This window comes from Segatella hominis (genome assembly GCF_004535825.1).
Lineage (GTDB): Bacteria > Bacteroidota > Bacteroidia > Bacteroidales > Bacteroidaceae > Prevotella > Prevotella hominis.
This window is the reverse complement of the sequence record NZ_SGVY01000011.1, coordinates 1-23,682: the sequence shown is the minus strand read 5'-3', so window position 1 is coordinate 23,682 and position 23,682 is coordinate 1. Positions and strand designations below refer to the sequence as shown.

Below are 23,682 nucleotides of genomic sequence, written 5' to 3'. Positions count from 1 at the left end.
CAAGTGTCAAGAGAGCCACTGAGGGATATCCACAGACTTTCCACTTTTATAATATACTGAACAATAATGATTTATAATCTATATTTTTTCCAACATTCCTTTTGGGATATAAGCTGTGAAGATAGTCCCCACACCTTCTATGGATACACCCACACGTGACTGTCCTTTGATTCTAAATACTTGTCCCTCGAAACCTTGAAATTGTCCACCTAGGATTCTGACTTTCTCTTTATTGCAAAAAGTGATTTTGTCGTCAGCTATAAAGAGTTTGTTGAGGTCATCGACCGAGTTCCATTTGATAAACTTCTCCATCTGACAATTAGGAATTATCAAAGGCTTTTTGCCCGACCTACCAAATTTACCCCCCCCGATTTCCTTTTTGGGTACATAATAATGATGGAAGAATTCCAAGGGTTCCTTGCCGATGTACTTCTTCATCTCCTCCTCAGTACTCTTCACAAATAAGAAGTTGGGGATGAGGGATTGCATCTTGCGTATTCGCTTGCCATTGCATACATAATGCTTCTCCTGCATCGGCAAGAAGACCTCGATGCCCTTTGCCATCAAATAGTCCTTCGCCTTCTGCTCGCGACCATAAGAGACACGCATCAAAAACCAAACCGCCCCTTCTGCATCGACAGCAGAAGAGGCGGTTTGTATCGTATTTGTAGATAAATCTGTAGCTTGATAAGAACCTACGCTTAAAGCATAGTTGGGGGTCACCCCGGATTGTATATCTTGGGGAGACGTAGTGAGTTTCAAGTCACGACTGGTAGGAGAAACGTCTCCTGTGGCTTGCCCTTTAATCAAAGCGGCAATGTTACTTTTACTATGCACTAAAGCTTACGTTTATAGCGGCTATCAATGGTTAACACTCAATAGATATTCCGCAATTCGTATATAATATGTCTGCAAATGTATAAAAAATAATCGAAACGACCAAACTTTTCCTCAAAAAGTTTGGTCGTTTACGGATTTTTTTTACTACAAAGTCTCTCATACCTTACTTTACATTATATTTATACATGCAAAGTTAGACATCAACATAGAGTTTCTTCTGTCAATCCTTCCCTCACGAAAGGATTTCCTTCAGTGGAACCATCACAAACTCTCGCTCCTCCATCAAGGGATGAGGGATGACGAGGTCTGGTTCATTTACCTTGATGTCATCATAGAGCAGGATGTCGATGTCGATGATGCGGTCATGGTACTCGCCATTCACCGACTTCCCTATCCTACCCATCTCCTGTTCTATCCGCTGGGTAGTCTCCAGGAGCTGGCGAGGAGCTAGTACCGTATCCACCAACACACAGGCATTGATGAAATCATTTGGCGACGAGAAGCCCCAAGGCTTGGTTTCGTAAAGAGCTGACTGGCGCTCTACCACGCCAATCAGCTCCTCTATCTTTTCTATCGCTTCGCGAACATTGCGCTTCCTGTTGCCCAAGTTTGTGCCGAGGCTCAAATAAACTTTATGCATATATACCTTATTATATATATTGACGCAAACATCCAACAACACTTGCGCCTACATCAGACTTTTAATCGTTCAAAATCAACAGGGAGTCGCCGAAGCAGCCGAACATATATCCGTTCTTTACTGCCTTCTTGTAGCAACTATAGACAAGGTCATAACCACCAAAAGCAGCAGTGCTCATCATGAGCGGTGACTCTGGATGATAGAAATTGGCAACCATACAGTCTGCGAGACCGAAATCGTAAGGAGGGAAGATGAACTTATTGGTCCAGCCATCGAACTCCTTCAACATACCGTCAGTACCGACAGCAGACTCAGTAGCCTTGACCACACTGGTACCGATAGCACATACATGGTGACCAGCCAACTTGGTCTGATTGACAAGATCACAGCACTCCTTGCCGATAATCATCTGCTCAGAATCCATCTTGTGCTTGGTGAGGTCCTCCACCTCAATCTCATGGAAGTTACCCAAACCACAATGCAAGGTAATGAAAGCTGGCTGAATGCCACAAATCTCCAGTTTCTTCATCAACTCACGTGAGAAGTGAAGACCAGTAGCAGGTGCAGTAACAGCACCTTCCTTCTCGGCAAATACACACTGGAAGTCATCCATATCTTCCTCGGTAGCATGGTGGTTCTCGCGTTTGTCAATAATATAGCGTGGCAATGGAGCCTCACCCAGAGCAAACAAAGAACGCTTGAAGACATCGTGCTGACCATCCTCATCATAAAGGAAACGAAGGGTACGGCCACGGCTGGTAGTATTGTCGATTACCTCGGCTACCATCTCGTTCACATCGTCAAAGAACAACTTATTGCCGATACGAATTTTGCGGGCTGGTTCTACCAATACATCCCAGAGACGCATTTCCTGGTTCAACTCGCGGAGCAGGAACACCTCTATCTTGGCATCAGTCTTCTCCTTGGTACCATAGAGACGAGCAGGGAAGACTTTCGTATCATTGAAGATAAAGGTATCACCCTCATCGAAATAGTTGACGATGTCCTTAAACTGCAAGAATACAGGATTGCCCTCAGCATCGACCATGTCATTGCCTTCGGCATCCTTCTTGTACATTTCGATCTTCTCAGACTTCTTGTGAAGAACCATCAAACGAGATTCATCACGACGAGTCACTTCGAAAGTACGCTCACCGTTAGCTGTTTTTACGACACGCTTTGCCTTATGTGGATAGAGAGCAACCTGTGCCTCTGGCAATTTAAAATTGAATTGTGATAGTTTCATGTTATATATTTTTCTCCTTTCTGATTATTACTTATGATTCTTTTTATGAGAAGCCGGTTGATTGTTGTCAAGGATACTATCCTCCAACTCCTGTGCATCAAGCCATTCCTGGAAACGGTCGAAGTCGATACAGTTCTCTACCGAGAAACTTCCTGCCTTGGTACGACGGAGAGCTGTCAGGAAAGCACCGCTATCGAGGGCTCTACCGATATCACGGGCCAGCGAACGGATATAAGTACCCTTGCCGCAGACAACACGGATGCTTGCAGTTTTCTGCTCATCATCATAGTCAGTCAACTCTATCTCATCCACCCTAACAGTCTTTGGTTTCAGCTGAACCTCCTCACCTGCACGTCGCAAGGCATAAGAGCGGTCGCCATTCACCTTTACCGCACTATAGGTAGGTGGAACCTGCTGTATTTCACCGACAAACTGCTTCAAAACTTCCTCTACCCGTTCTCGTGTGATATGCTTAGTAGGATAAGTATGATTTACAGAATGCTCCATGTCATAACTTGCCGTAGTGGCACCAAGTTGGAGCGTAGCCGTATATTCCTTGGTATGAGTCTGCAACTGCTCTATCTGCTTGGTACATTTACCTGTACAAAGCACCAGGACACCAGTAGCAAGGGGGTCAAGCGTACCAGCATGTCCTATCTTTACCTTGAAGCCAAGTTTCTTGCTGAGCAGATAGCGTACATGCGCCAAAGCTCCGAAGCTCGACATCCGATAAGGCTTGTCGATAGCTATAATTTCTCCTTTTCTGAAATCCATATATTACATTAATGAACAGATAATGGTAACTGCACCGGCGATAGCACAATAGATACCGAAATACACCAGTTTACCCTTTTTTACGATGTTGATCATCCACTTACAAGCCAGACAACCAGATACAAATGCTGCTATAAAACCTACAAGCATAGGGAAGGCATCAATACCGCCCAATGCCTCTTCGCCCTTCAGCCCCTTCAACAGGTCGAGCAATGCCTCACCCAAGATAGGAGGAATCACCATCAAGAATGAAAACTGTGCCATCTTCTCCTTCTTATCACCGAGCAAAAGACCCGTAGCAATGGTAGTACCAGAGCGTGACAGACCAGGCAAAACAGCAAGTGCCTGTCCAAGACCAATGATGAAAGCATGCAGAGGGCTGATATTTTCCTTCTGACGTGGTTTTGCAAAGTAAGAGAACGTAAGGAGGATAGCTGTCACGATGAGCATGCAGCCAACGATGAGCAGACCTGAGCCAAAGACTTCTTCTACCTGATCCTTGAAAAATACACCTACGATACCAACAGGAATCATAGAGATAACGATATTAAGGGCATACTTTGTCTCCTCATTCATCTGAAACTTGAAGAGTCCTTTCAATATCCAGTCGATTTCTTTCCATAGAATGACCAATGTACTCAACACAGTAGCCACATGCACCATAATTGTAAAAGTCAGGTTATCCTCTCCATTGATGCCGAAGAGATGTGCACCGATAGCCAGATGACCACTACTGCTCACTGGCAGATATTCGGTAAGACCTTGGATAAGACCCAAGACCAAAGCTTCAATCCAATTCATTTGTTATTTATCTTTTGGTTTACGAATTACTGCATAAATGATAGACAGAAAACCTATCAGTGTAACTGTAGGAGCTACCACTATACGACGAGTACTAAAAATGTCCATATCGAAAGTATTCTCATTAGAGCCAGCACCGCTCATCAGGAGAAAACCTAAGATGACAATAGCCATACCGATGGCCAACAAGATAAAGTTGACCTTATCAAATGCCAAATTTCTTCTATCCATGAATATATAATAGTTTAATGTTGAATTTAAATCTTATAAAGATCGCCAGCCTTCATCTTCAGGAACTTGTTGACAGAGATGCTTGCACACAATGAAGTGATAATAATTCCGAAGAGGAATACCGCTCCACCTGTGATGGCAAGTTCTTCCCAACCGAGAACGGTCAGCAATTCTGGTTCGTTCAGATACCAAGCATAGATACATCCTCCTAAGAATGCATCAGCTAAGAATGCAGATAACAGACCTATCAATATTGCTCTGCGAATAAAAGGAGCACGAATAAAATTCCATGAAGCACCTACTAACTTCATCGTATGTATCGAGAAGCGACGGGCATAGATACCTAATCTTACCGTATTGTTAATCAACGAGAAAGAGATGAATGTCAACAACACAGCAACAATCAGCAAACCCAAACTTATCTTTGCCAGAGATTCATTTACTTTTTCTATCAAATCATGCTGATAAGAAACCTCGGTAACTCTCGGATACGCCTTCAATTCCTTGGAAATCCATTTCAGGGAATCATTATTTGCATAATCGGCCTTGGTTGTGATTTCTATAGAAGGCTGAAATGGGTTTACACCTGCAAACTCGCTTGGATTTGCACCCAAATCGCGGGTAGCCTCCTTCAGAGCGCGTTCCTTGGAGATATAATTCAAGTTGTTCACAAAAGGACGAGCCTTTAAGGTTTTGCACATCTGAACAGCTTCAGAATTGGTCATATCCTGTTCGAACATCACTGTTACTACAAGGTTCTGCTTAACATACGACGACAAGTTTCGACCCATGAGGACCGAAAAGATGACAAAACCCAACAAAACGAGTACCATAGAGGTACTTATACATAAAGTGACCATCTGCAATCCACGATGATTGCTTGGCTTATATTGTTTCTTTCTCATTTCACAAAAGGGTATAATACACCAAATTTTTTGCAAAGATACTTTATTTCCAAGAGATAACAAAATAAAATTGCATTTATTAGCATTTTTCGGGCTATCTTTCCCAAAAGTCCGCATTAAGATATGCAGAATATACTAGCAATAAGAATGAAAAACGGCGCAACGACAATTAATAAACTTATGCATTTTGTCTTTGCATCTATTTTTTTTGACTTAAACTTTTTCATATAAAATAAATATTTATTATCTTTCCATAAGAAGATATAATTAATTAAGAAAGAAATGCAAATAAACACAAGTATCAAAGATACAAATAAATGCTCATTAGGCATAATTCCCTCATTAAAAAGAAATATACAAAAGATCATGCTTCCCCATAAAAGTATCAAAGGCAATGATAACATAAAGAAGTTAGCATATCTAATGTTCATACCAAAGTTTGGGTTGTTCATAAAGTTAACTGAGGCCTTATTTATAGACTCTATGTCAATTCTATTTTTTCCAATCTTTCGTTCATGAAAGAGGATTGTGAGCAACAATGAGAAAGGAGAATACTTGTCAAGAATTAAACTTGCCTTACAAAGCATATTATAAATAAATATAAGCGTTATGTTCCAATATAATTCCATACTTTTATTTTTTAATTTCATCAAACATTTTCAAACCGATATTTACACCCAATTCATTGCCCAATATAGAACCTCCAACTCCACCAACAGCAGCTCCTATAGCTGTACCTACACCAGGACAAATAGCAGTTCCAACAAAAGCTCCATTTTTTGCCCCGACAGCAGAACATCCCCAACTCACAATACATCCTGAGACAACTGTGACAGATGCTTTTTGAGTATTATAGCCAATAGAAAACACGCCATTATTATTTTTGGAGTCCTTCATTATACCGTCTGAAATCAACATACTTCCAGAAACAAAAGTAGCTGCTCATCCTGCATTTTTATAATAATTAGAAATTTTAATTGCCCCAACTCTGCTACCAGTAATTCCATTTGGATGGTGGCTATAATATTTTCCATTGATTCCTAGAAAATAATTTTTATGTCCAGGTATTACCATTTTTTCCAAAAAGCCATATGCATTACTGCCAATATCTGTTGCGCCACTACTTTTTTCCAAAAAAGTTTGTCCAAAATCACGAACTAAGGTTTCCCCTGTAGAATAGGCTTTCTCTCCACTTTCATCCATTGCAACATACCATTGCTTAGACTTTTTATCTTGATAATAATTTGCCCCATATTGTTTTGCTACTTTTTGAGCAGCAGCTTCCGTCTCATATAATCCCATATAATCTATGAACCTAATTGGATTATCCAAACAATAATTGTATGGAGAAACCTGCATTTTTTCTCTAATAACGGATCCACCCCCATACCAAATGCTAGCCACAGGATTCATATACCTTGCACCATAGTAATAAAGTCCCGTCTCGTCATCAAGTTGCTTGCCATTAAACTTGTACGGCATTGACTCTGAAGACGAGTGCTCATCGACCAACAACTCACCATAAGGAAGATAGGCTTCATACTGCGTGATGTTACCATCCTCATCGGTAACATAGCTTGTTGAGCCAAGGTGGTCACTATAATAATAAAAGGTCTCCTCCAATTCTGTGGTATCACCTGCGACATAGCCATAACCAGGTTGGGCATTCTCTGGATTGCTCGGGGCTTCCCAAGCAACAGGACCCCCAGGAGTAGCATTTGCGCCACTCCCTGTAGAGTTGCACTTTCCATCGTTCTTTGGCAATTGTATCCAATTCTCAGGAACATCGTGCTTGCCCAATTCCGTCAGGATGGAATTATATCCGACACCTGTGTTCTCAGGATCTCCATAACTGCCCTTCATTGTTGGAACACCAGGGGCTATGCCAAGGCTCTTGTAATACTCCTCCTTCTGCGCCTCTATCTGGCTCATCCTCGCCACATAATCCTTCAGGCCGGCAGTGACACGACTTCCATTGATGCCATAGACGTTATTGAATCTGCCCACTCCTATCCTGGAGGCGATGCGCTGACTGCCTATGAAGTAATGCTTGGTGAAGCGATTCCGGCTCACGGTTAGGATGTTCGCCGGATATAGCGTGAAGTCATCCGTCTCATGGAAGGCGATACGCTGAGGCGCACCATTTACATATACTCCCTCCATATTGCCATGGCTCTTGACAATACGCTCGCCCGATGCATTGTAGGTATAGCGGCTTGTCTTTCCATTGTCCGACAAGACCATCACAAAACATTTTTTAAATATTCATCCACGTTTTTTGCTATTTTCTTTACTGATAAAGGATCATGCTTTAAAAAGAAAACTCCACCATTTTTATCTATAGCCACGTAGTCTCCATCGCCTATAGATTTTATCGTATAATATATTTGCTCATTCACTTCTACGGAAAAGACATCTCCTAAATCCAACTTATTTCTATCTTTTGAGTTCAAATCACCAAGATTTTTATCTACAACAACTCGGCTTTCATCTATATTCTTACCATAATCATTTTCTAAGAATTGGCTTAAATCGACCTTTGCCCAGTCTAAATTCTCATACTTTGATTTAACATAAAAGCCTATAAGAGAACCAAAAGATATATCAAGTTGCACCTCTGAATAATCTTGCTTCTTTTTGTCCCATACCAATATGCCTGACAACGTAATAAGTTCTGGTAGGTTATAATTGGAAGTATCATTACTTGCCCTATCCAATATCAATGTAAAATATCCATTTTCCATATGTTGGCTTCTACTTTTACCAACTATACAATTGGTATTAATCTGCCTATGCAAATATTTCCACTTTGCAGGCAATATTCTCACTACATTTCTCAAGAAAGAAAAATCAGCAGTACTTATTCTGTTTGACTTAAATAACATACTATTTAATCATTTAGGTTCACATTTGAGTTACGCAAATTCAGCTAATAGATGCAAAATTACGAAGAACATCCCAAACCACCAACTTTTTGAGAGAGTTTTTGCCTAATACGACCGCAAATGGATATTCATAAAGTTTATATGCAAAAAAATAATGGAGAAAAGACTAAAAGAACAAAACATCTTCTCTGAGTATCCTATGCTTTTCCAAATAGAAAATAAGAGGGTGTGTCATAAGTCTGTGACGCACCCTTTTTTATAAAGCATTTCCTCAAAAAAAAACGCATTTATAAGCTCTAACGAAGCGCTTTGTTAAGGTCTAAGTTTATTGAGATCTAGCAAAGCGCTTTATTAAGGTCTAATGAAGCGCATCGTTAGGTGTTAATGAAGCGCTTCGTTAAGTGCTAATAAAGCGCTTCTTCATCCGTCTATAATTTTCAAGGATTCAGGTTTCATAATTTCCGCCCCTGTACCCACTTTTATTTTTCCCTGCCCACGGAAAAATTCTTGCGTGGGCAGGGAGAAAAAAATACCCAGGCAGAGAAGGGAAATTATAAGAGTATTTGTAGAAAATGGGAGTGTCATCGAGAAGGGCATGTCTTAACATTTATTGTAGGAAAATACAGATAGAAAAAGGGTGTATCATGGCTTATGACACACCCTCTTATTTGGAACCATACAAGAAAGATCTATATTTGGGCAAAGGTCTCTTCAAATACGCATTTTTGAATGATTCTTTATAATTGTATAAATCCATTTCATTCATACTTCTCTTCTGATAATTAAAGCTATCTTTTATTATGCGATAAGACCATTCGTCATTATAAGCCATCAAAGCTTGATATAAATAATCGAGAGTTGGCGAAAAATCATCTGCTTTGTATAAATATAGTTTACTTATATCTTCTAATGTTTTTCGAAAAGATTCATCTGGCCAATAAGACACAGCTAATAAAGACATTGGAAACAAATCCTCGTCAGGAAGTACTGGTTTATATGACACATCTGCTATATTTCGACAAGCTTCTTCTATCTTTTCGAATGTTTTAAGGGCTTCATTAACCAAAACTCTATCAGATGGCTTATGGTATTTTGCAAGCAAAACCAAGGCATAAGGATTTTTATCTACAACATAATGCCTCTTTACGAGATAATAATACCTTTCACTTGGTGGAATTCTCAAAAATAGCTGTTTATAATAGTCAATGTTCTTTAAACCCAAGCTACGCAGCAATACTCTATCTAGCTTGTTTGTACTAATTCTATGTTTCTTGCAGTACTTTGCCAACAAGTTAATCCTCAAATTTGAAATATTGTCCTCCCCAATTCTTTCATAAAAGGAAACATAGCTAATAGGAACGCTAATGGTATCAGTCAACTCACGAAATGCAATAGATTCAGCTTTCTGATAATTGCGATTTAGCAATACTTGGAAAGCATATAGTCTGATAATCGGAGATTTATCGTCTTTAGACAAACGCACCAATTCTGCATCATTGGCAAACGTATCTAATTGTCTAAGGCAGATTTTCACCTTCAAATACTCAGCCGTTTTAATCGGATTGCAGTAGAATATACCTAAAGTCTTCAATTGTATCAGAGAAGAATCTATTTTATCCTCCCTCGCATTTCTTTTTGCGCAATTATCAAATGAAATCAATATAATAAATGCAATTATTATATTAACAAGCAAATCGATTATATTATTTTTTCCCATTTTTTCCCTTAGTATTAAAAAAATTGAATCCAATAGATCCTGGTTTAGAACTATCTTTATAGTTTGCTACGACACGCCCATTCCTATAAGCTTTCCAAACACCATGTGCTTTTTTATTAGTAGCTCCAATAATTCTATATGAATATTCTGCTTTTGATTTTATAAGTTTATCATTCACTTTTGGCGTTTTTTCAGAAACCGCCAAATCTCCACTTGGAGCTATAATTAAAGCATCTTTAAATTTTGGATCACGAGAAATCTTTTCAGCAAATTTTGCTGTGGAACACATATGAAGAACGATTATTTTACTTTTTGAATAACTTTCTTTCAAACCTCTATCTTTTTGTATCATATCATAAAAGAATTTTACGGATTTTTCACCAGTAGAACCAGATGTATTCCCTTTATATGAAAAGCCATTAAAACTTCCATGTGCAAACAGATTTAATACTGTTGGATTATCTTTAAAATGAAGATAATTTCTATATAAAATCGGCGATTTTAACCTTTCTTCTTGACCAAAATATGATCTTTTTATCATACCATTTGGATCAATGTACTTTATAGGATTGCTTTCACAATAAACCATTCCTCCCATACTTTGATATTTTTCAGCCAAAGGATCCACCCCATACCAAATGCTAGCCACAGGATTCATATACCTAGCTCCATAGTAATAGAGTCCCGTCTCGTCATCAAGTTGCTTGCCATTAAACTTGTACGGCATTGACTCTGAAGACGAGTGCTCATCGACCAACAACTCACCATAAGGAAGATAGGCTTCATACTGCGTGATGTTACCATCCTCATCGGTAACATAGCTTGTTGAGCCAAGGTGGTCACTATGATAATAAAAGGTCTCCTCCAATTCCGTGGTATCACCAGCTACATAGCCATAACCAGGTTGGGCATTCTCGGGATTGCTCGGATCCTCCCAAGCAATAGGAGTCCCAGGAGTGGCACTTGCGCCACTCCCTGCTGAGTTGCCCTTTCCATCTTTCTTTGGCAATTGTATCCAGTTCTCAGGAACATCGTGCTTGCCCAATTCCGTCAGGATGGAATTATATCCTACACCTGTGTTCTCAGGATCTCCATAGCTACCCTTCATCGTTGGAACACCAGGGGCAATACCGAGACTCTTGTAATACTCCTCCTTCTGCGCCTCTATCTCTCCCATCCTCGCCGCATAATCCTTCTGTCCGGCAGTGACACGGCTTCCATTGATGCCATAGACGTTATTGAATCTGCCCACGCCAATCCTGGAGGCGATGCGTTGACTGCCTATGAAGTAATGCTTGGTGAAACGATTCCGACTCACGCTCAAAATACTCGCCGGATATAGCGTGAAATCATCCGTCTCATGGAAGGCGATGCGCTGAGGCGCACCATTTACATATACTCCCTCCATATTGCCATGGCTCTTGACAATACGCTCGCCCGATGCATTGTAGGTATAGCGGCTTGTCTTTCCATTGTCCGACAAGACCATCAGACGGTTATCCTCGTCCCAGAACATCTGACGAGTCGTACCGAGGCTGTCATCCTCCACCAACGTTGGGTTGCCGTTGGCATCATACGTATAATGCTCATGGCCGATTTGCGTCGGAGCAGTCGGATGGGATGTGTCCTCATAAAGATAGTCATTGCGGTAGCTATGGGCCGTCAATGAGGAATCCACCTCCTGATACTTGTGCTGGGGCATGCTCATCACATTGTAAGCCATGTCCATAACATAGCGAGCATTCTTAGCCTTACCAGACGCATTCACCAAACGGTCGAGTTTGTCATAACGATAGGAATGGGAGAATGTACCACCCAACTTGGATGGATTCATACCCTTGTTGGACTGAGGACTGATAGAGTTCTCCATTCCAAGGATATTGTCAACGGCATCATAACTATACGCATTCAACATCACCTTGCCGCCCTTGCCCTGCAATTCCATCCGCTCCAAGCGGTCACGCACCTTGTCGTAGCTGTAGGTGGTCTCCATGCCGTTGCCGAGTTTCGAATATACGGTATGTCCCTCCTTGTCATAGCCTACCTTCTCAACGATTGTCGATTTCCTGCCAAGCTTCGTGCTGGTCAAACTCTCCACCTGTCCTGCGGCATCATAGTGATAGGTCACCACCTCGCCATCAGGGTAGGTCATCGTACGAACACGATTCCAACTGTCGTAGGTCGCACCATATATATAGGTACGCACGTCGGCGAGACTCGCCATCACAGTGCGCACGGTCTTCGTCACCTCTCCCATCCTGCCATAGCTGTAAGCCTCGCCACCGGAGGCATCCTCCACAAGGGCTATCCTGCCGGCACGGTTGAATGGGTCACCAGCCTTTCCATAAGTGTAGGTCACCCTATTGAAAAGGTTCTCGGGGTAGAGAACCTCGCTCAATCTCTCGAAGTCGTAGGTGTAGGTGATGGGAGCCTTTGAGGAAATCGTCCTCTCCAACTCGGCGGTCAGCTTGGTCAGCATATTGCCTGCGGCATCATAGGTGTATTCCACCTTGCCCGCATCTGGATGAACGACGGACAGTTTCCGTCCCAGTTCATCATAGGCATAAGTGGTGTGTGCCCCATTAGGATGGGTCACGTCCAGAAGCTGCCCCAGAGCGTCATACGCCTTTTTCACCGTTACATCCACACCATCGGCATGACGGACGGTCTCACGCTCCCTGCCCAATGCGTCAGAGTATTTCTCAGAGGTTCTGCCAAGAGCGTCCGTGTAGGTTGCCGTAAGCATAGGCTCACTGCCATGGTTGCCGATGGCATACGCAGTTTGGGTCCTTGCGCCATCAGCCAGAGTGACAAGCACCTCACGGTCTCGCTCATCGTACTCAGTGGTCATCTCCAGGTCGCCCACAGAGTGGCTGTATCTGCCCATATCTCCGACTGGCTCCGTTGTCGGGTAATATGTCGCCACCTTCCTGCCGAAGGCATCCTCCACCTCACGACCAGACACAATGGACACCTTCTCACCAGTGGTTCCGTTCCAGACCACACCAGTATGCTTGGTTTGCACCACGTCCATCAGTGAGTCGGCGAATGTATAGGTGTCGATGTAGCCTTTCCCCATGTCGTGGATGGTATGCGCCATCCTGCCACGAGGACTGTACTCGAACTTGATGGTGAACGGTTTGCCAGACTCAATCTCATAAGGCGCACGGACGGTGGACTGCCTGCCCACAACGTCATACGTGTATTCCATGCGCTGTCCATTGATATCAGTGGTGGAGGTTGGCAAGTTCCACAACGGATCATAAGATGTTGAAGAGCTATAGCCATAGGCATCGCTCACTCCTGTCACAAGGGAGTGATGCCTCTCATCGTAGGCATAGGCATGGAACATGCGTTGTCCCCGATGGTTGGCAGGCTTGGTTAACCTGGTGATGTTGCCGTAGGTATCATACTCCATGTCATAGACTGAAGCACCATCACCATTGCGTAGCGTCAGCCTCGTCATGTCACCATAGGAGTTGACCTCGCTGGTTCGCTCACGCAACACCTTTCCACCGCTTGACACTGCCACGTGACTTGGCTCGCCGACGATGTATCTGTCGGTAAGCTCATGATAATCCACGCTTGCCTCCAACTCATGTCCAATGGCGGTTTGCCTGTAGAAGGTGAGATTGCCATAGCCATCGTAGTCATTCTCCACGTTCGTGCCCATGCTCACACCAGTCCCGGGGTCATACTCCATGTCCTCAACCTTGACCAATGCTGGGAACTTCGACTCACTGGACTGCTGGTCGCGCAAGTCATAGGAATACGATGTGCCATGCAACTTGTTGGCGTCCGCGTCATACAAGGTCTCCGAAGTGAGGAGCGAGTGGGTATGATAGTCCCTCACCCCATCGTACATACGCACAGTCCTGCGGTATAGCCTATCACCATCAAGCGTGTTGACCTCAGTTGTCACCACCTCTTGGAAGCCAAGGAACTCACGCTCCTTGCGATCCTGGTAACCACCATGGTAGTCAAATTCCGTCCTTGTCCTGGTGGCTCCGCACTCCGCATATCCACCAACGGTCTCCACCGCTGACATCACCCATCTTCTGCCAGGCAAGTCATGGCTCGGCTCCGTCTGGGCGTACTCGACGAGATGCCTTCCCCCGAACGGGAGGGTCACAGACTTGAGCAAGTTGGTTCTGCCAGTGAGATTGCGGTAAACAAGCAGGCGATTCTCGCCACTGGCACACACGAGGTCCGGAAGGCCATCGCCGTCCATGTCGATGAGAGATGCCGTCGTGCGGCTGACGCTCTCGCTGTGCGAGGCCTGGACACTTGGGGTAATGTTGATGCGGAACCCAAACGGAAGTGGAATGCGGATGGTGTAAGCCACGCTGCCATAAAAGGCGAGGGAGGAACCAACGCTGGCGGACATGGCAGTGCGACCGCCCATATCCCATTTTTCCATGAAGCCATCACCACGATTGAGGGTGACCGAGAGACTTCCATCGGCCTCCTGGCTCACGTAGTCGGGAAGGCCATCGCCATTGACGTCGGCGAGCATGCCCCTTCCCATGGTGAGGCTCTGCGTGTCGTTCATGCCACTCGAGATGCTGAACATGCCCAACACCGGAATGCATACGCCGTTGCCACCACCCAGGTTGCTGCTCACGCTGCGGTCTGTGCCTGGAAGTTCCGACGCCATAGCATCAGTGTACGAGTAGCCGAGTCCATAGCGCACCATGCCGTCCGAGGACACCATGTCGGGAAGACCGTCACCATTGAGGTCGCTCCAATCCCTCGCCGTCACGGTCTCGCCGCTGGAGAAGTTGCCACTGGCACTGCACGAGCCGTTCTCTGAGACCTTGCCGGCATTGCCTGCCGACTCGGCATCGGACGGATAAGCGGTGGACTGGGAGGACGACTCGGCCTCCTTCGATGTCTTGGGAAACTGGAAGTACTGTCCGATGGAGTATGCCTTGGCATCGAAGCTGGCTCCGATGTCAAGTCCCGTGTTGCTAGACTTTCCCCTGGAGAGCGCACCCTCCACGGCATAGTCCATGGCATCACCCAACCTGCCGGTCTGGCAGGTCAGCTGCGCCCGTATCTTTCCATCATGGTCGTTCACCCAATCAGGGTAGCCGTCACCATTGATATCCTGTAACGACACCTTGGTATAGGAATCCTGGGTGGACTCGCTCCTGTTCACGCCGATGCTGACACCTGCAGATGCTCCCAGACTGTATGACTTGCTCCTTCCCTTGGTCAACGTGCGCTGCACGGGGGCCGCCAACCCCTCACCGCCAGTGGCATAGTCCACGGAGTCGATGACGATGTCATCCTCACCAAGGCGGGATGGGCGCATCACCGCACCAGTTACATACACGCTGTCTGTCGCACTCACATAGCGTTGGGAGGATGACTGGTACGCCATGGTGAAGAAACGCTGCTCCGTGATGTCGATGGCGTTCGCCTCCACGGCATCCTCATCCAACTTTCCATCATGGAGGTAGGCGTTGGTGTCCGCCGTCCTCATGTCGGCGACACGGATGGAAGCGCCGTCATTTCCGTTCCAGGCGAACTGCCCCCAGCCATGGTAAAGAGTTCCATAGTCGAAACGGTTGTATGAGGAGAACACACAAGCCGGCAAGCTAGACACGGTGACGACCTTGCTGCCCATGGCGTGACCAATGCCCAACGAGTCTGCTACATAAATGGTGGAGTCCATGCACAGCTCGACTCCAGCCTCCGATGCAGAGGCCAGTTCATTGGCGATGGAGAACGTAACCTGTACCTCCTTTCCTGACAACTTTCCACGCATGGAGGACACGTCAAGCACGATACTATCACCATGGAGGGCGTTGTCACTTCCGATGGCGAGTGTCCGAGCATAGAGGAACGTGCCGTCAGCGGTCTTCAGAGAGAGGTGTACGTCCGCCGAATCCCTGTCCTCCCCGGACTCACGGCTCACCGACAGGTGGGGAACGAGGATGAGGCGACTGCCCCATGCCGTGTCCGCCGGTAGGCTCACCAGTGTGGAAGCCGCCATACGGATGGGCTTGGAGTAGATTATTCGCTGTGGGGCTATTTCGAAGCGCATCGTGTCCATCCTGAGGACAGGATTCCAGCTGACAGCGTGCCAGTCAACCGGACTGTTTGCCCTGACGATGAAATCAAGGGTGGCACTGTCGGAAGCTACGGACTGGCACTCGCCACGGAAGACACCGGACACGATTGAGTCGGCTGGCAGCAGGAGGCTGTCAACCAAGATCTGCACTCCGGCCTTGTCCGTACGCACGATCGAGAGCGTGATGTCATCGCTAGTTCTTCCCTTGGCGTACGCTCCCTCAAATGCCACCTTGCCGTCAATCGAAAGGGGTGCCGTAGAGGCCTCGCCCATCAGTGCGTCAGCCTCACTGTCATAGTCGGTCAACGCCTCGCCTGCATAGGTCGGGACGGGCAGGGACACATAGCGAACGTGCGGATGCCAGTCGATTGCATCGCCTGCTCCTGAGTATATCGCCCCACACCTGAACAACAAAAAGTCCCCAGGCTTAACTTCCAAGTCCATAGCAGGTATTCGGAGAGTACCGCCCATAAACCTGTCGTTTTTCCATATCACCCTGTCGCCATGCTGCACGGAAAGAGACACACCATCCCCCTCGGAAGATGGCTTGAGTACATCGCCTGTGACGGTTACCGTTCCTTCGAACGGCGCACGCCAGAGACGGACGGCGTCATGGAGTGGATATTGCCGCTCCAGGCTGTCACGAAGAACCTTGTAGTCAACCAGGAAGGTGGAGTCCATGGCACAGTCACCACCCACGATGGGGTTGTCCGTTCCCGAGCTGGATGGACTGAAGAATACGGACTTACCGTCACTGTGATTGAAATAGACGGTTCCGTTCACCGCCACGTCCACGAGTCCGTCCGAGTTGAAGTCATGCAAATAGACCTGGGTCTTACTCTCCTCGGTGGTCTTCCCGACAGCGTAGCCGGAGCTTGCGATGCCAAAACCGACGGCGACATTGGCATCAAGGGTGTTGCTCGACGTGCTTCCCTTGGAGAATGAGTTCACTCCCTCCACCAGATGAGCCTCACCAAAGGTTGGATGCTTGCCGTCGGCATTGAGGTTCAGGCGGTAGTGAAGCTTACCATCGGAACCTTTCCACAGCTTGTCGGGGAGTCCGTCTCCATTGAGGTCAACCAAGGCCGCCTTGCCCTCGTTGGCACCCTTGCTGTGGGAGTAGGACGCACCAGCGTTGACGGATGCAGGACCCCAGCCAGCTCCCACCATGACACCGCCACCCACGGTGGTGCCCTTGGCCGTGCCTGCGCCCAGGAGTGAAATGGTTCCGTCAAGAAGCCCCACGTTTTGGGAGAACACCCTTCCATAGTTGTCACTCTCAGAAGTATATGTCACTGGCTCTGTGGTGAATAAACCGCCCACCACGTCATCGTAGTAGTCCATGGAATGGGTTGCGACCACATCGCCATGGCTGTCAAGCTGGTCAATGGACGCTAGGAGCGTCTTGCCGAACGCCCCCTCCTTGTAATGTAGCTCATAAGCTCGCAGGAGGTTGCCATCGTTTCTCACGCTCACTCTGTGCAATAGCGCCGCGTCCTCTTGCATCACGCCGAGGCGACCGCTGCTTACGGCATCATGTCTTGCATCCTGCTCCATGGCGAACTCCACGCTGTAAAGTCCCTCCTCATCACCGAAGCCTGTATAGGTGTATCGGTCGGGATAGAGGTTGCCGCCGTGCTTCGTGTAACGCAGCGAGGCAAAGTTGCCGTGGACGTCGGTAATCCTCGTCAGCACCCACTTGATTCTGTTGCCGTGGGTGTCGGTGAGCGTACTGGCGTCGTCCACCTTTCCGTCCTTTCCTCCATAGGCATAGGTCGTACCGTCCTTGTCGGTCACCTCCCACCAATAGTCGGCAGGTGTCGAACCATGGCGAATTATCCTGTTGAAGTTTCCCTCAACCATAGGTTGGAAATGTCTTTCAGCCATACGGGGGCGCATAGTCGCCGAGCGATATGCCCGATCGCCAAGCCGCTCGCCCATGAGCAGGTAAGACTCGCTCTCCACGTCTGAATCGAAGCGAGGGACACCCCATCGTGTCTCCACGTCCACGCTCTTGACGGGAAGGCTCCAGCCATAGCCCACCATGCCACTGCCTCCCTGGTTGGAATAAGACAAGCCTACGTTGACGGATATTCCACCTCTTCCACTGGGAAGCTCGAAGGGGTATTCCATGGAAGCCGTGCCCTGCTGGTTGGCGATGGGTGCCTCCATTTGCTGAATGCCGGCTCCTGGGTCGGCAGCCTTGAGGTCGCTGATGCCGGTCGGCACATAGCTTGAGGTCTCTGGACTCTCGGGGACCTTGAGGATGCCGTTGACTACGTCCGTGAAGTGGGTGGTCTCTGCCATGGCGACAGCCCTCTTCCTGTCCGTTCCCCTGCCTCGGAGCAACGTCCAGCGGCGGCTCATGCCATCATAATAATAGGTGTGTATGTCTGCGGCGGTATAGCCGCTCGGTATCAATGTGCTGTCATAGGGAACGGTGAGAGTCGCTGGGCAATGGACGAAATGGTTGCCATGGGGCAAAAAACGGTAGCCGACCACCGTGTCCGCATCCTCACCGCCGGTAACGTTGACCAGCCCGGTCGGCAGGGGAGGAATCTCACCCCTGCACAAGGGCGTTATGCTGAGCGTCCTGCCATGTGTCATCGCCCCACGTGGGACGGCAAGCTGCGCCCTGCCAACTCTCAGCGTGTCGCTGTCCGAGCAGGAGAAGAACTTGGACACCATGCGCCTTGCCATGTCTGCATGCGCAACGCTGGGAGGAGTGTTTCTGCCTTTCGTGTCTTGTCGTAAAGCTTTCCTGACCGTCACATGTGCGGTATCCAACTTATGTTCAGTCTTATGTAACCTCATTGTGGATAAGGAATCCTTGCCGAGGCACATGGACCGTACCACGCTTCGGCTCTTTCTGCCACCACATGAGCTGATTATGGCGGCGACCAGTACAATAGTCACCAGACCATAGACATTATTTTTCATTTTCCTAGTCTTTTCTTTCATCTGAGCTTATCTACGTATGAGTTTTATTGTTTTCGAATGGTTGCCCGCCACCATCCGGAGCAGATACGTGCCTGGGGATGGGAGGTAGGCGGTGGTGTGAAAATACGTACCTGCGCCAAACTCCGACTTGTCAACTTCCTCTCCGGCTGCGGTGTAGAGGATGGTTGTGAGCGGAAATTCAGCGGCTGTCTCCAGCCTGATGCGCACGTATCCGTCCGCCGTTGGGTTGGGTGTCACCTCCGTGGCAAGGAAAAAAACATCGTGGAGGGATCGGGCGTTGCGAAGGTCGTCGGGCAATTCCATATTGCCCGACGCACTCACCTGGAACTCATGCCCGTACTCGTTTCCGAGCTTGTCCGTGGTGAGGAGGCTATATCGTCCCTCGACCAGTCCACCGATGCTGCGCAAGGTGTCGGAGGACGACTGGTCGTACATTGCCTGTCCCTCACGCTCAAGGCACATTCTGTATGGAGGTACACCACCCGAAACGAGAATGGTGGCTGTGCCCATGCTCTCACTATCACGAGAAGGTTGGTCCACGCTGAGCGTGGTGAACATGTCCCCAGCCACACGGAACGTGAAACAGTGAAGGCTCCCTGCGTCAATGCCATGGAAGACAACGCTGTCTTCTTCATTCATCTCGCCCCTCACATACCTGACCGCATCTGCCCGAAAATTGCCAGTCTCCGATGGGTCGATGGCGAGGTAGATGTCCTCGCCTTGCTCCATTCCAGTCTGCCGGAGTCGGTCTATACCAAGGGACATCCGTATGGGCGTGCCAGCCATGGAACTGGACTCGGACACCCACTTCCGCAAGACCCACTTTCCATGTGCCTTGCTGTCGGCGAGCTCGGCAGGTGCTCCGTCATCGCCCCAGAGGAGGCTCTGACCGTCCGCAAGCGTCTGAGTGGTCACTTGAAGGGGATGCATCTCCTCCGAGCTTGCGCCATGGAGCAATTTCAGCCCCGAGGCTGCGTCATGGGCGATACCTGCCACATGATGGCGGAACGCCTTGTTGCGATTCCCATCCCAGATGATTTTCCCATGGCTATCAAGGTAATTGCCGCCGAGGGTGATCCCGTAACGCAGGGCAAGGTGGCTCTCCACCCTCTGCCTCTCCTGCATGGAGAGGGCGCGGGCATATGCCAGGTGCTCCTGTGGATGCCCTGTCGATGACATTGGCTTGCCGCCCATGCGAAGGGTTCCTCCCATGGCGGAAGAGGTGGTGTAGGCGCAGACCTTGCCGTCGATGACGCTCACGACGCTGAGCGGCTTATTGGATTGCGTACGCAGGAGGCATGGTCCATGCTGCCAGACGGCAGGCATTCCCACGCCACCCGGTGTCTGTGCGTGCAGGCTTGGCGAAAAGGCCATGCTCAATGCACAGAAAACAATGTTTTGTATTTGTCTCATCTTGTTGTTTCCTCCGATTTCTTTCTTTTTCCGATTGTCAACTCGTAACCTATGGTCAGGGTTACATACTGAGCGGTATTGGCAGGGTTGTGATACCCATAGTCGTTGTCCCTGGTTTTCAAGAGGTCTCCAATCCCGAAGCCATACTCCAAGGCAACCCCAAGACCCATGCCGGGGCTATGATAACCAAGCCTTGCAAAAGGAAGCGCAAGAACCTTGCCCCTCAGGCTGCCACGCAAGTGGTCCTGGGTCAGCTGCGCCTGTTGACGATGGACCTCGCCTTGGCGGTCATCACCAAAGTCAACGCCATTGCCGCCGAGCGAGATGCCAAGCCCCACACCTGCGCCCATGTATAGCCCAGGGAGGACGTACATGCGTAGCCCAATGCGTGGAATGAGATAGCCGTAGTGAAAATCAGTCGTCTCATGGATGCCATCGTCCCACTTGTACTCCGACAGTCTGCCACCAAGGCGCACGTAGGAGACACCCAGTTCAGCTCCAAGCCTCCGATGCTGCCAGATGCCTTGAAGTCCTATGGTCGGTGTCACCATGCCTCGCTCATCCATGGAGAATCGGGGACGAATGTCGAAACCCTCCACGATGCCACCAAGGTGTGACACGGAGGCATAGCCCACGCCTGCGTATAACCCAATGCGGAAAACATGACCACGGGGGAAATGTGAGTGATGAATTGCTGCAACGCTTGCTTGTCCATCCTGCACTGTTGTGACATTATGTATTGTCTTCTGCGAGTCCTCGCTGGGCTGCGTCTCTTTCATATGGGTGGATGGAATGGGGGTTGTGAGCTGGGCACTGTCACTCGGTTCCAATCGGGGAGCCATTTGTCTTTTGTCTGTATGTGATTTTCCGCAATGCCTGAGATAATTTGGAGACGGCTGCTTTCCAACAATGTGGGAAAGCGTATCTTCGTCGGATTGGGCAAAGACATTTTGTTGCTTTTTGGTGTGATTTGGCATAATTGCCTTTTCCATAGTGGTCACGTCATTTGGAGGTAAGTCGCTGTCATCCGAGCATTTAAAAAGTCCGATGATAGCCACCAACACTGCCAGCAACGCTGCGACAGATATGCTTATGCGTTCCTTTTCTTTGTCATTCATGTTCTGGAGTTTTTAGAGGTTAAAAAGGTATGATGCTGTTAACTCCAAGTTGTGGCTATGGACGTTCTTCTCCGCCCAGCCGAAGTCATTGGTCTCGGTTTTGACCATAGTTGGAAATCCATAAAAGTATCGAAAGTCCACGGACCAATGGCTGCCAATCTCATAGCCGACACCACCCCCAACGGAGAAGTCCATCCTGCCGCTCAGTTTCTCCCTCATCAATCTCTCGGTCTCACCAACCGATGGATATCCATATTGCGAGAAACGCTCTTCCTCCTGGTTGCTGGCGTAGGAGACTCCCCTCTCATTCAATACAGCTCCTATCCTTCCACCTACGGAAAAGTTGAGCCCTTTCTTCCAAGGGTAAGCCTTCAGCATGGCGAAGAGTCCAAGGTGGCTGTAGCGTGGGGTTACTGTATAATGGAGACTTTGGTTGTCATCGTACGTAAGCTTGCCGGATCTCTGCCAGAAAGCAAGGCCACCCTCCACACCAATGGCATCGCCAGGACGGTGGTACTGCATGAGGATTGCAAGGCTTGGAATGACTTGCCAGTTGTCCTTGAATGAGTAATTGGAATAATAGTCCTCAGGGACAAGAATGTCACCCATCTTGGGAGACATTGATATGCCAACACCGAGACGGACGCCAAGTTTTATAGCTGATTCCTGGGCTTGGGCTGTTGTAATTTGCAGCAACAGCATTGTAACTAGTAATGGTAAACTAAACTTCATAATATTTCATATTACTTGTTGATAGTGTTGCAAAATTACGAAGAACATCCCAAACCACCAACTTTTTGAGAGAGTTTTTGCCTAATACGCTCGAAAATGGATATTCATAATGTTTATATGCAAGAAAAACAATGAACAATAAATAAACAGCTCCTAAAAGCACTAGTCTCATATTTTTCGCTTTTGCTATTTATCATGCCACATATATAAAGTGGATGCACTCATAAGTTCATTCACTCATAGGCAAAAACTTCTCCTCGCCATGCTGTCCTAAAGTCACAAAACCTTGACAAACATCATGTCACATAGGCAAGAACTTCCTACCGCATAGGGAGCCAATTGTTGACGAGTCTAGGGGAAGTTTATATCACAAAGTTTTGTATCTACATCCAAAGGCTTGTGATGCACATCCAAAGGCTTTGAACGGAGAATATCTCCCTATCTGCAAACTTCTTTCTCCATGAGAATAGACTTTTTCTCTCGGTGTCATCCGATTCTTCTCCTAGCTCCGCTCAATACTCCTCCTAGCAGCGGCTCCTTCTCTTCCCCTACTTTCGCATTTACCGACCTCCCACACCACCGTACGTGCGGTTCCGCATACGGCGGTTCCTACTTTGGGTGCCATTCGAGATATGAAGCCATCAGCGTGGCATATCCAGCCTTGCGAAGACAATTATTGTTGATAGCCATAGCCAAAATCGGACTGTTAGCAATACGCCAATACCCAAGACGGCTGTTGCCCACATATAGGCTTAGTACTTATCTATACCACACCTTACGAGATTGGCAATCCTCGTCTTGACTTTCTTCCAAGACTTCCATATACACATACGTATTCGTCTGCGCAGCCATTCGTCCGTTTTCAGAAGCAGTTGCTTCATATTGGCAAGATGATAGTAACCCACCCATCCTCGTATGTATTCCTTTAGATTCTGCTTCCGCCTGGCATATCCCCATCCATTGCTTCGACTCGTAAGTTCCTTTAGCTTGGCTTTCATCTTTGTCTTGGATTTGGGAGGCACCGTCAGTTGGCATCTGCCTTTGGACACATAAAAGGATTAGACAGTGCTCATGCCGAGCATACTCACAAAAAAGGACCGACCTCACGGCCAGTCCTTTCTACATACGGAGTAAAATTCAAATAGGTATGACTTTAAATTTTACCGATTTTAAGTAGAGCTTCGTCATGAAAACAAAGCTCATCTATTACATTTAAGAGAGCCTTAATTCCGCAACACTATAGTTTAACATTATTTATAAGTGCCTGAGCAACAAAAAGTTGCCCAGGATTTTGCCATGTCAGAATTTTCACTTACCTTAGTGTTGCGAAAAGAAGACAA

15 protein-coding genes and 1 pseudogene are annotated in these 23,682 nt (G+C 47.3%); all 16 read right to left on the bottom strand.

Translation table 11 applies throughout. The annotated features are described in order from the left end of the window. Positions 1-78 precede the first annotated feature (78 nt). On the bottom strand, positions 79-837 hold the full coding sequence (locus EXN75_RS05805; RefSeq protein ID WP_134843118.1) for a UpxY family transcription antiterminator: 759 nt from the start codon (positions 835-837) through the stop codon (positions 79-81). Between the two features lie 235 nt (positions 838-1,072). Beyond that, on the bottom strand, positions 1,073-1,480 hold the full coding sequence (folK, locus tag EXN75_RS05800) for a 2-amino-4-hydroxy-6-hydroxymethyldihydropteridine diphosphokinase (protein ID WP_134843117.1): 408 nt from the start codon (positions 1,478-1,480) through the stop codon (positions 1,073-1,075). Positions 1,481-1,541: 61 nt separating this feature from the next. Then, positions 1,542-2,726, bottom strand: coding sequence for a tRNA preQ1(34) S-adenosylmethionine ribosyltransferase-isomerase QueA (gene queA, locus EXN75_RS05795; protein ID WP_022111658.1), 1,185 nt, complete (start codon positions 2,724-2,726; stop codon positions 1,542-1,544). A gap of 27 nt (positions 2,727-2,753) precedes the next feature. Then, positions 2,754-3,500 (bottom strand): tRNA pseudouridine(55) synthase TruB, encoded by a 747-nt coding sequence (truB, locus tag EXN75_RS05790; RefSeq protein WP_134843116.1) that lies wholly within the window; start codon positions 3,498-3,500, stop codon positions 2,754-2,756. Positions 3,501-3,503: 3 nt separating this feature from the next. After that, entirely contained in the window at positions 3,504-4,301 is a 798-nt protein-coding gene (locus EXN75_RS05785) for an undecaprenyl-diphosphate phosphatase (protein WP_118117066.1), read from the bottom strand. Positions 4,302-4,304: 3 nt separating this feature from the next. Next, entirely contained in the window at positions 4,305-4,532 is a 228-nt protein-coding gene (locus tag EXN75_RS05780) for a DUF3098 domain-containing protein (RefSeq protein ID WP_022111661.1), read from the bottom strand. 26 nt (positions 4,533-4,558) lie between these two features. After that, entirely contained in the window at positions 4,559-5,437 is an 879-nt protein-coding gene (locus EXN75_RS05775; RefSeq protein ID WP_022111662.1) for a cell division protein FtsX, read from the bottom strand. 633 nt (positions 5,438-6,070) lie between these two features. Next, entirely contained in the window at positions 6,071-6,355 is a 285-nt protein-coding gene (locus tag EXN75_RS05770; protein WP_134843115.1) for a glycine zipper domain-containing protein, read from the bottom strand. A gap of 24 nt (positions 6,356-6,379) precedes the next feature. Beyond that, a complete protein-coding gene (locus EXN75_RS05765) occupies positions 6,380-7,684 on the bottom strand; it encodes an RHS repeat domain-containing protein (RefSeq protein ID WP_246031307.1) in 1,305 nt (434 codons plus the stop codon). Continuing rightward, entirely contained in the window at positions 7,681-8,322 is a 642-nt protein-coding gene (locus EXN75_RS05760) for an SMI1/KNR4 family protein (RefSeq protein ID WP_134843114.1), read from the bottom strand. The genes EXN75_RS05765 and EXN75_RS05760 overlap by 4 nt, the downstream gene beginning before the upstream one ends. A gap of 664 nt (positions 8,323-8,986) precedes the next feature. Beyond that, positions 8,987-10,039, bottom strand: coding sequence for a hypothetical protein (locus EXN75_RS05755; protein ID WP_134843113.1), 1,053 nt, complete (start codon positions 10,037-10,039; stop codon positions 8,987-8,989). Beyond that, positions 10,026-19,058 carry a toxin TcdB middle/N-terminal domain-containing protein gene (locus EXN75_RS05750; RefSeq protein WP_246031306.1) on the bottom strand — a complete coding sequence of 3,011 codons (9,033 nt, stop codon included), beginning with the start codon at positions 19,056-19,058 and terminating at the stop codon, positions 10,026-10,028. Before EXN75_RS05750 ends, EXN75_RS05755 begins: the two co-directional genes overlap by 14 nt. 27 nt (positions 19,059-19,085) lie before the next feature. Further along, positions 19,086-20,492 carry a T9SS type A sorting domain-containing protein gene (locus EXN75_RS05745; RefSeq protein ID WP_134843112.1) on the bottom strand — a complete coding sequence of 469 codons (1,407 nt, stop codon included), beginning with the start codon at positions 20,490-20,492 and terminating at the stop codon, positions 19,086-19,088. Next, positions 20,489-21,610 (bottom strand): hypothetical protein, encoded by a 1,122-nt coding sequence (locus EXN75_RS05740; RefSeq protein ID WP_134843111.1) that lies wholly within the window; start codon positions 21,608-21,610, stop codon positions 20,489-20,491. Before EXN75_RS05740 ends, EXN75_RS05745 begins: the two co-directional genes overlap by 4 nt. A 12-nt stretch (positions 21,611-21,622) precedes the next feature. Continuing rightward, the gene (locus EXN75_RS05735) at positions 21,623-22,312 is read right to left on the bottom strand and encodes an outer membrane beta-barrel protein (protein ID WP_246031311.1); all 690 of its coding nucleotides are present in this window, start codon (positions 22,310-22,312) and stop codon (positions 21,623-21,625) included. A gap of 639 nt (positions 22,313-22,951) precedes the next feature. Beyond that, positions 22,952-23,400: pseudogene (locus EXN75_RS05730) on the bottom strand (group II intron maturase-specific domain-containing protein); the annotation flags it as partial. Between the last annotated feature and the right edge of the window lie 282 nt (positions 23,401-23,682).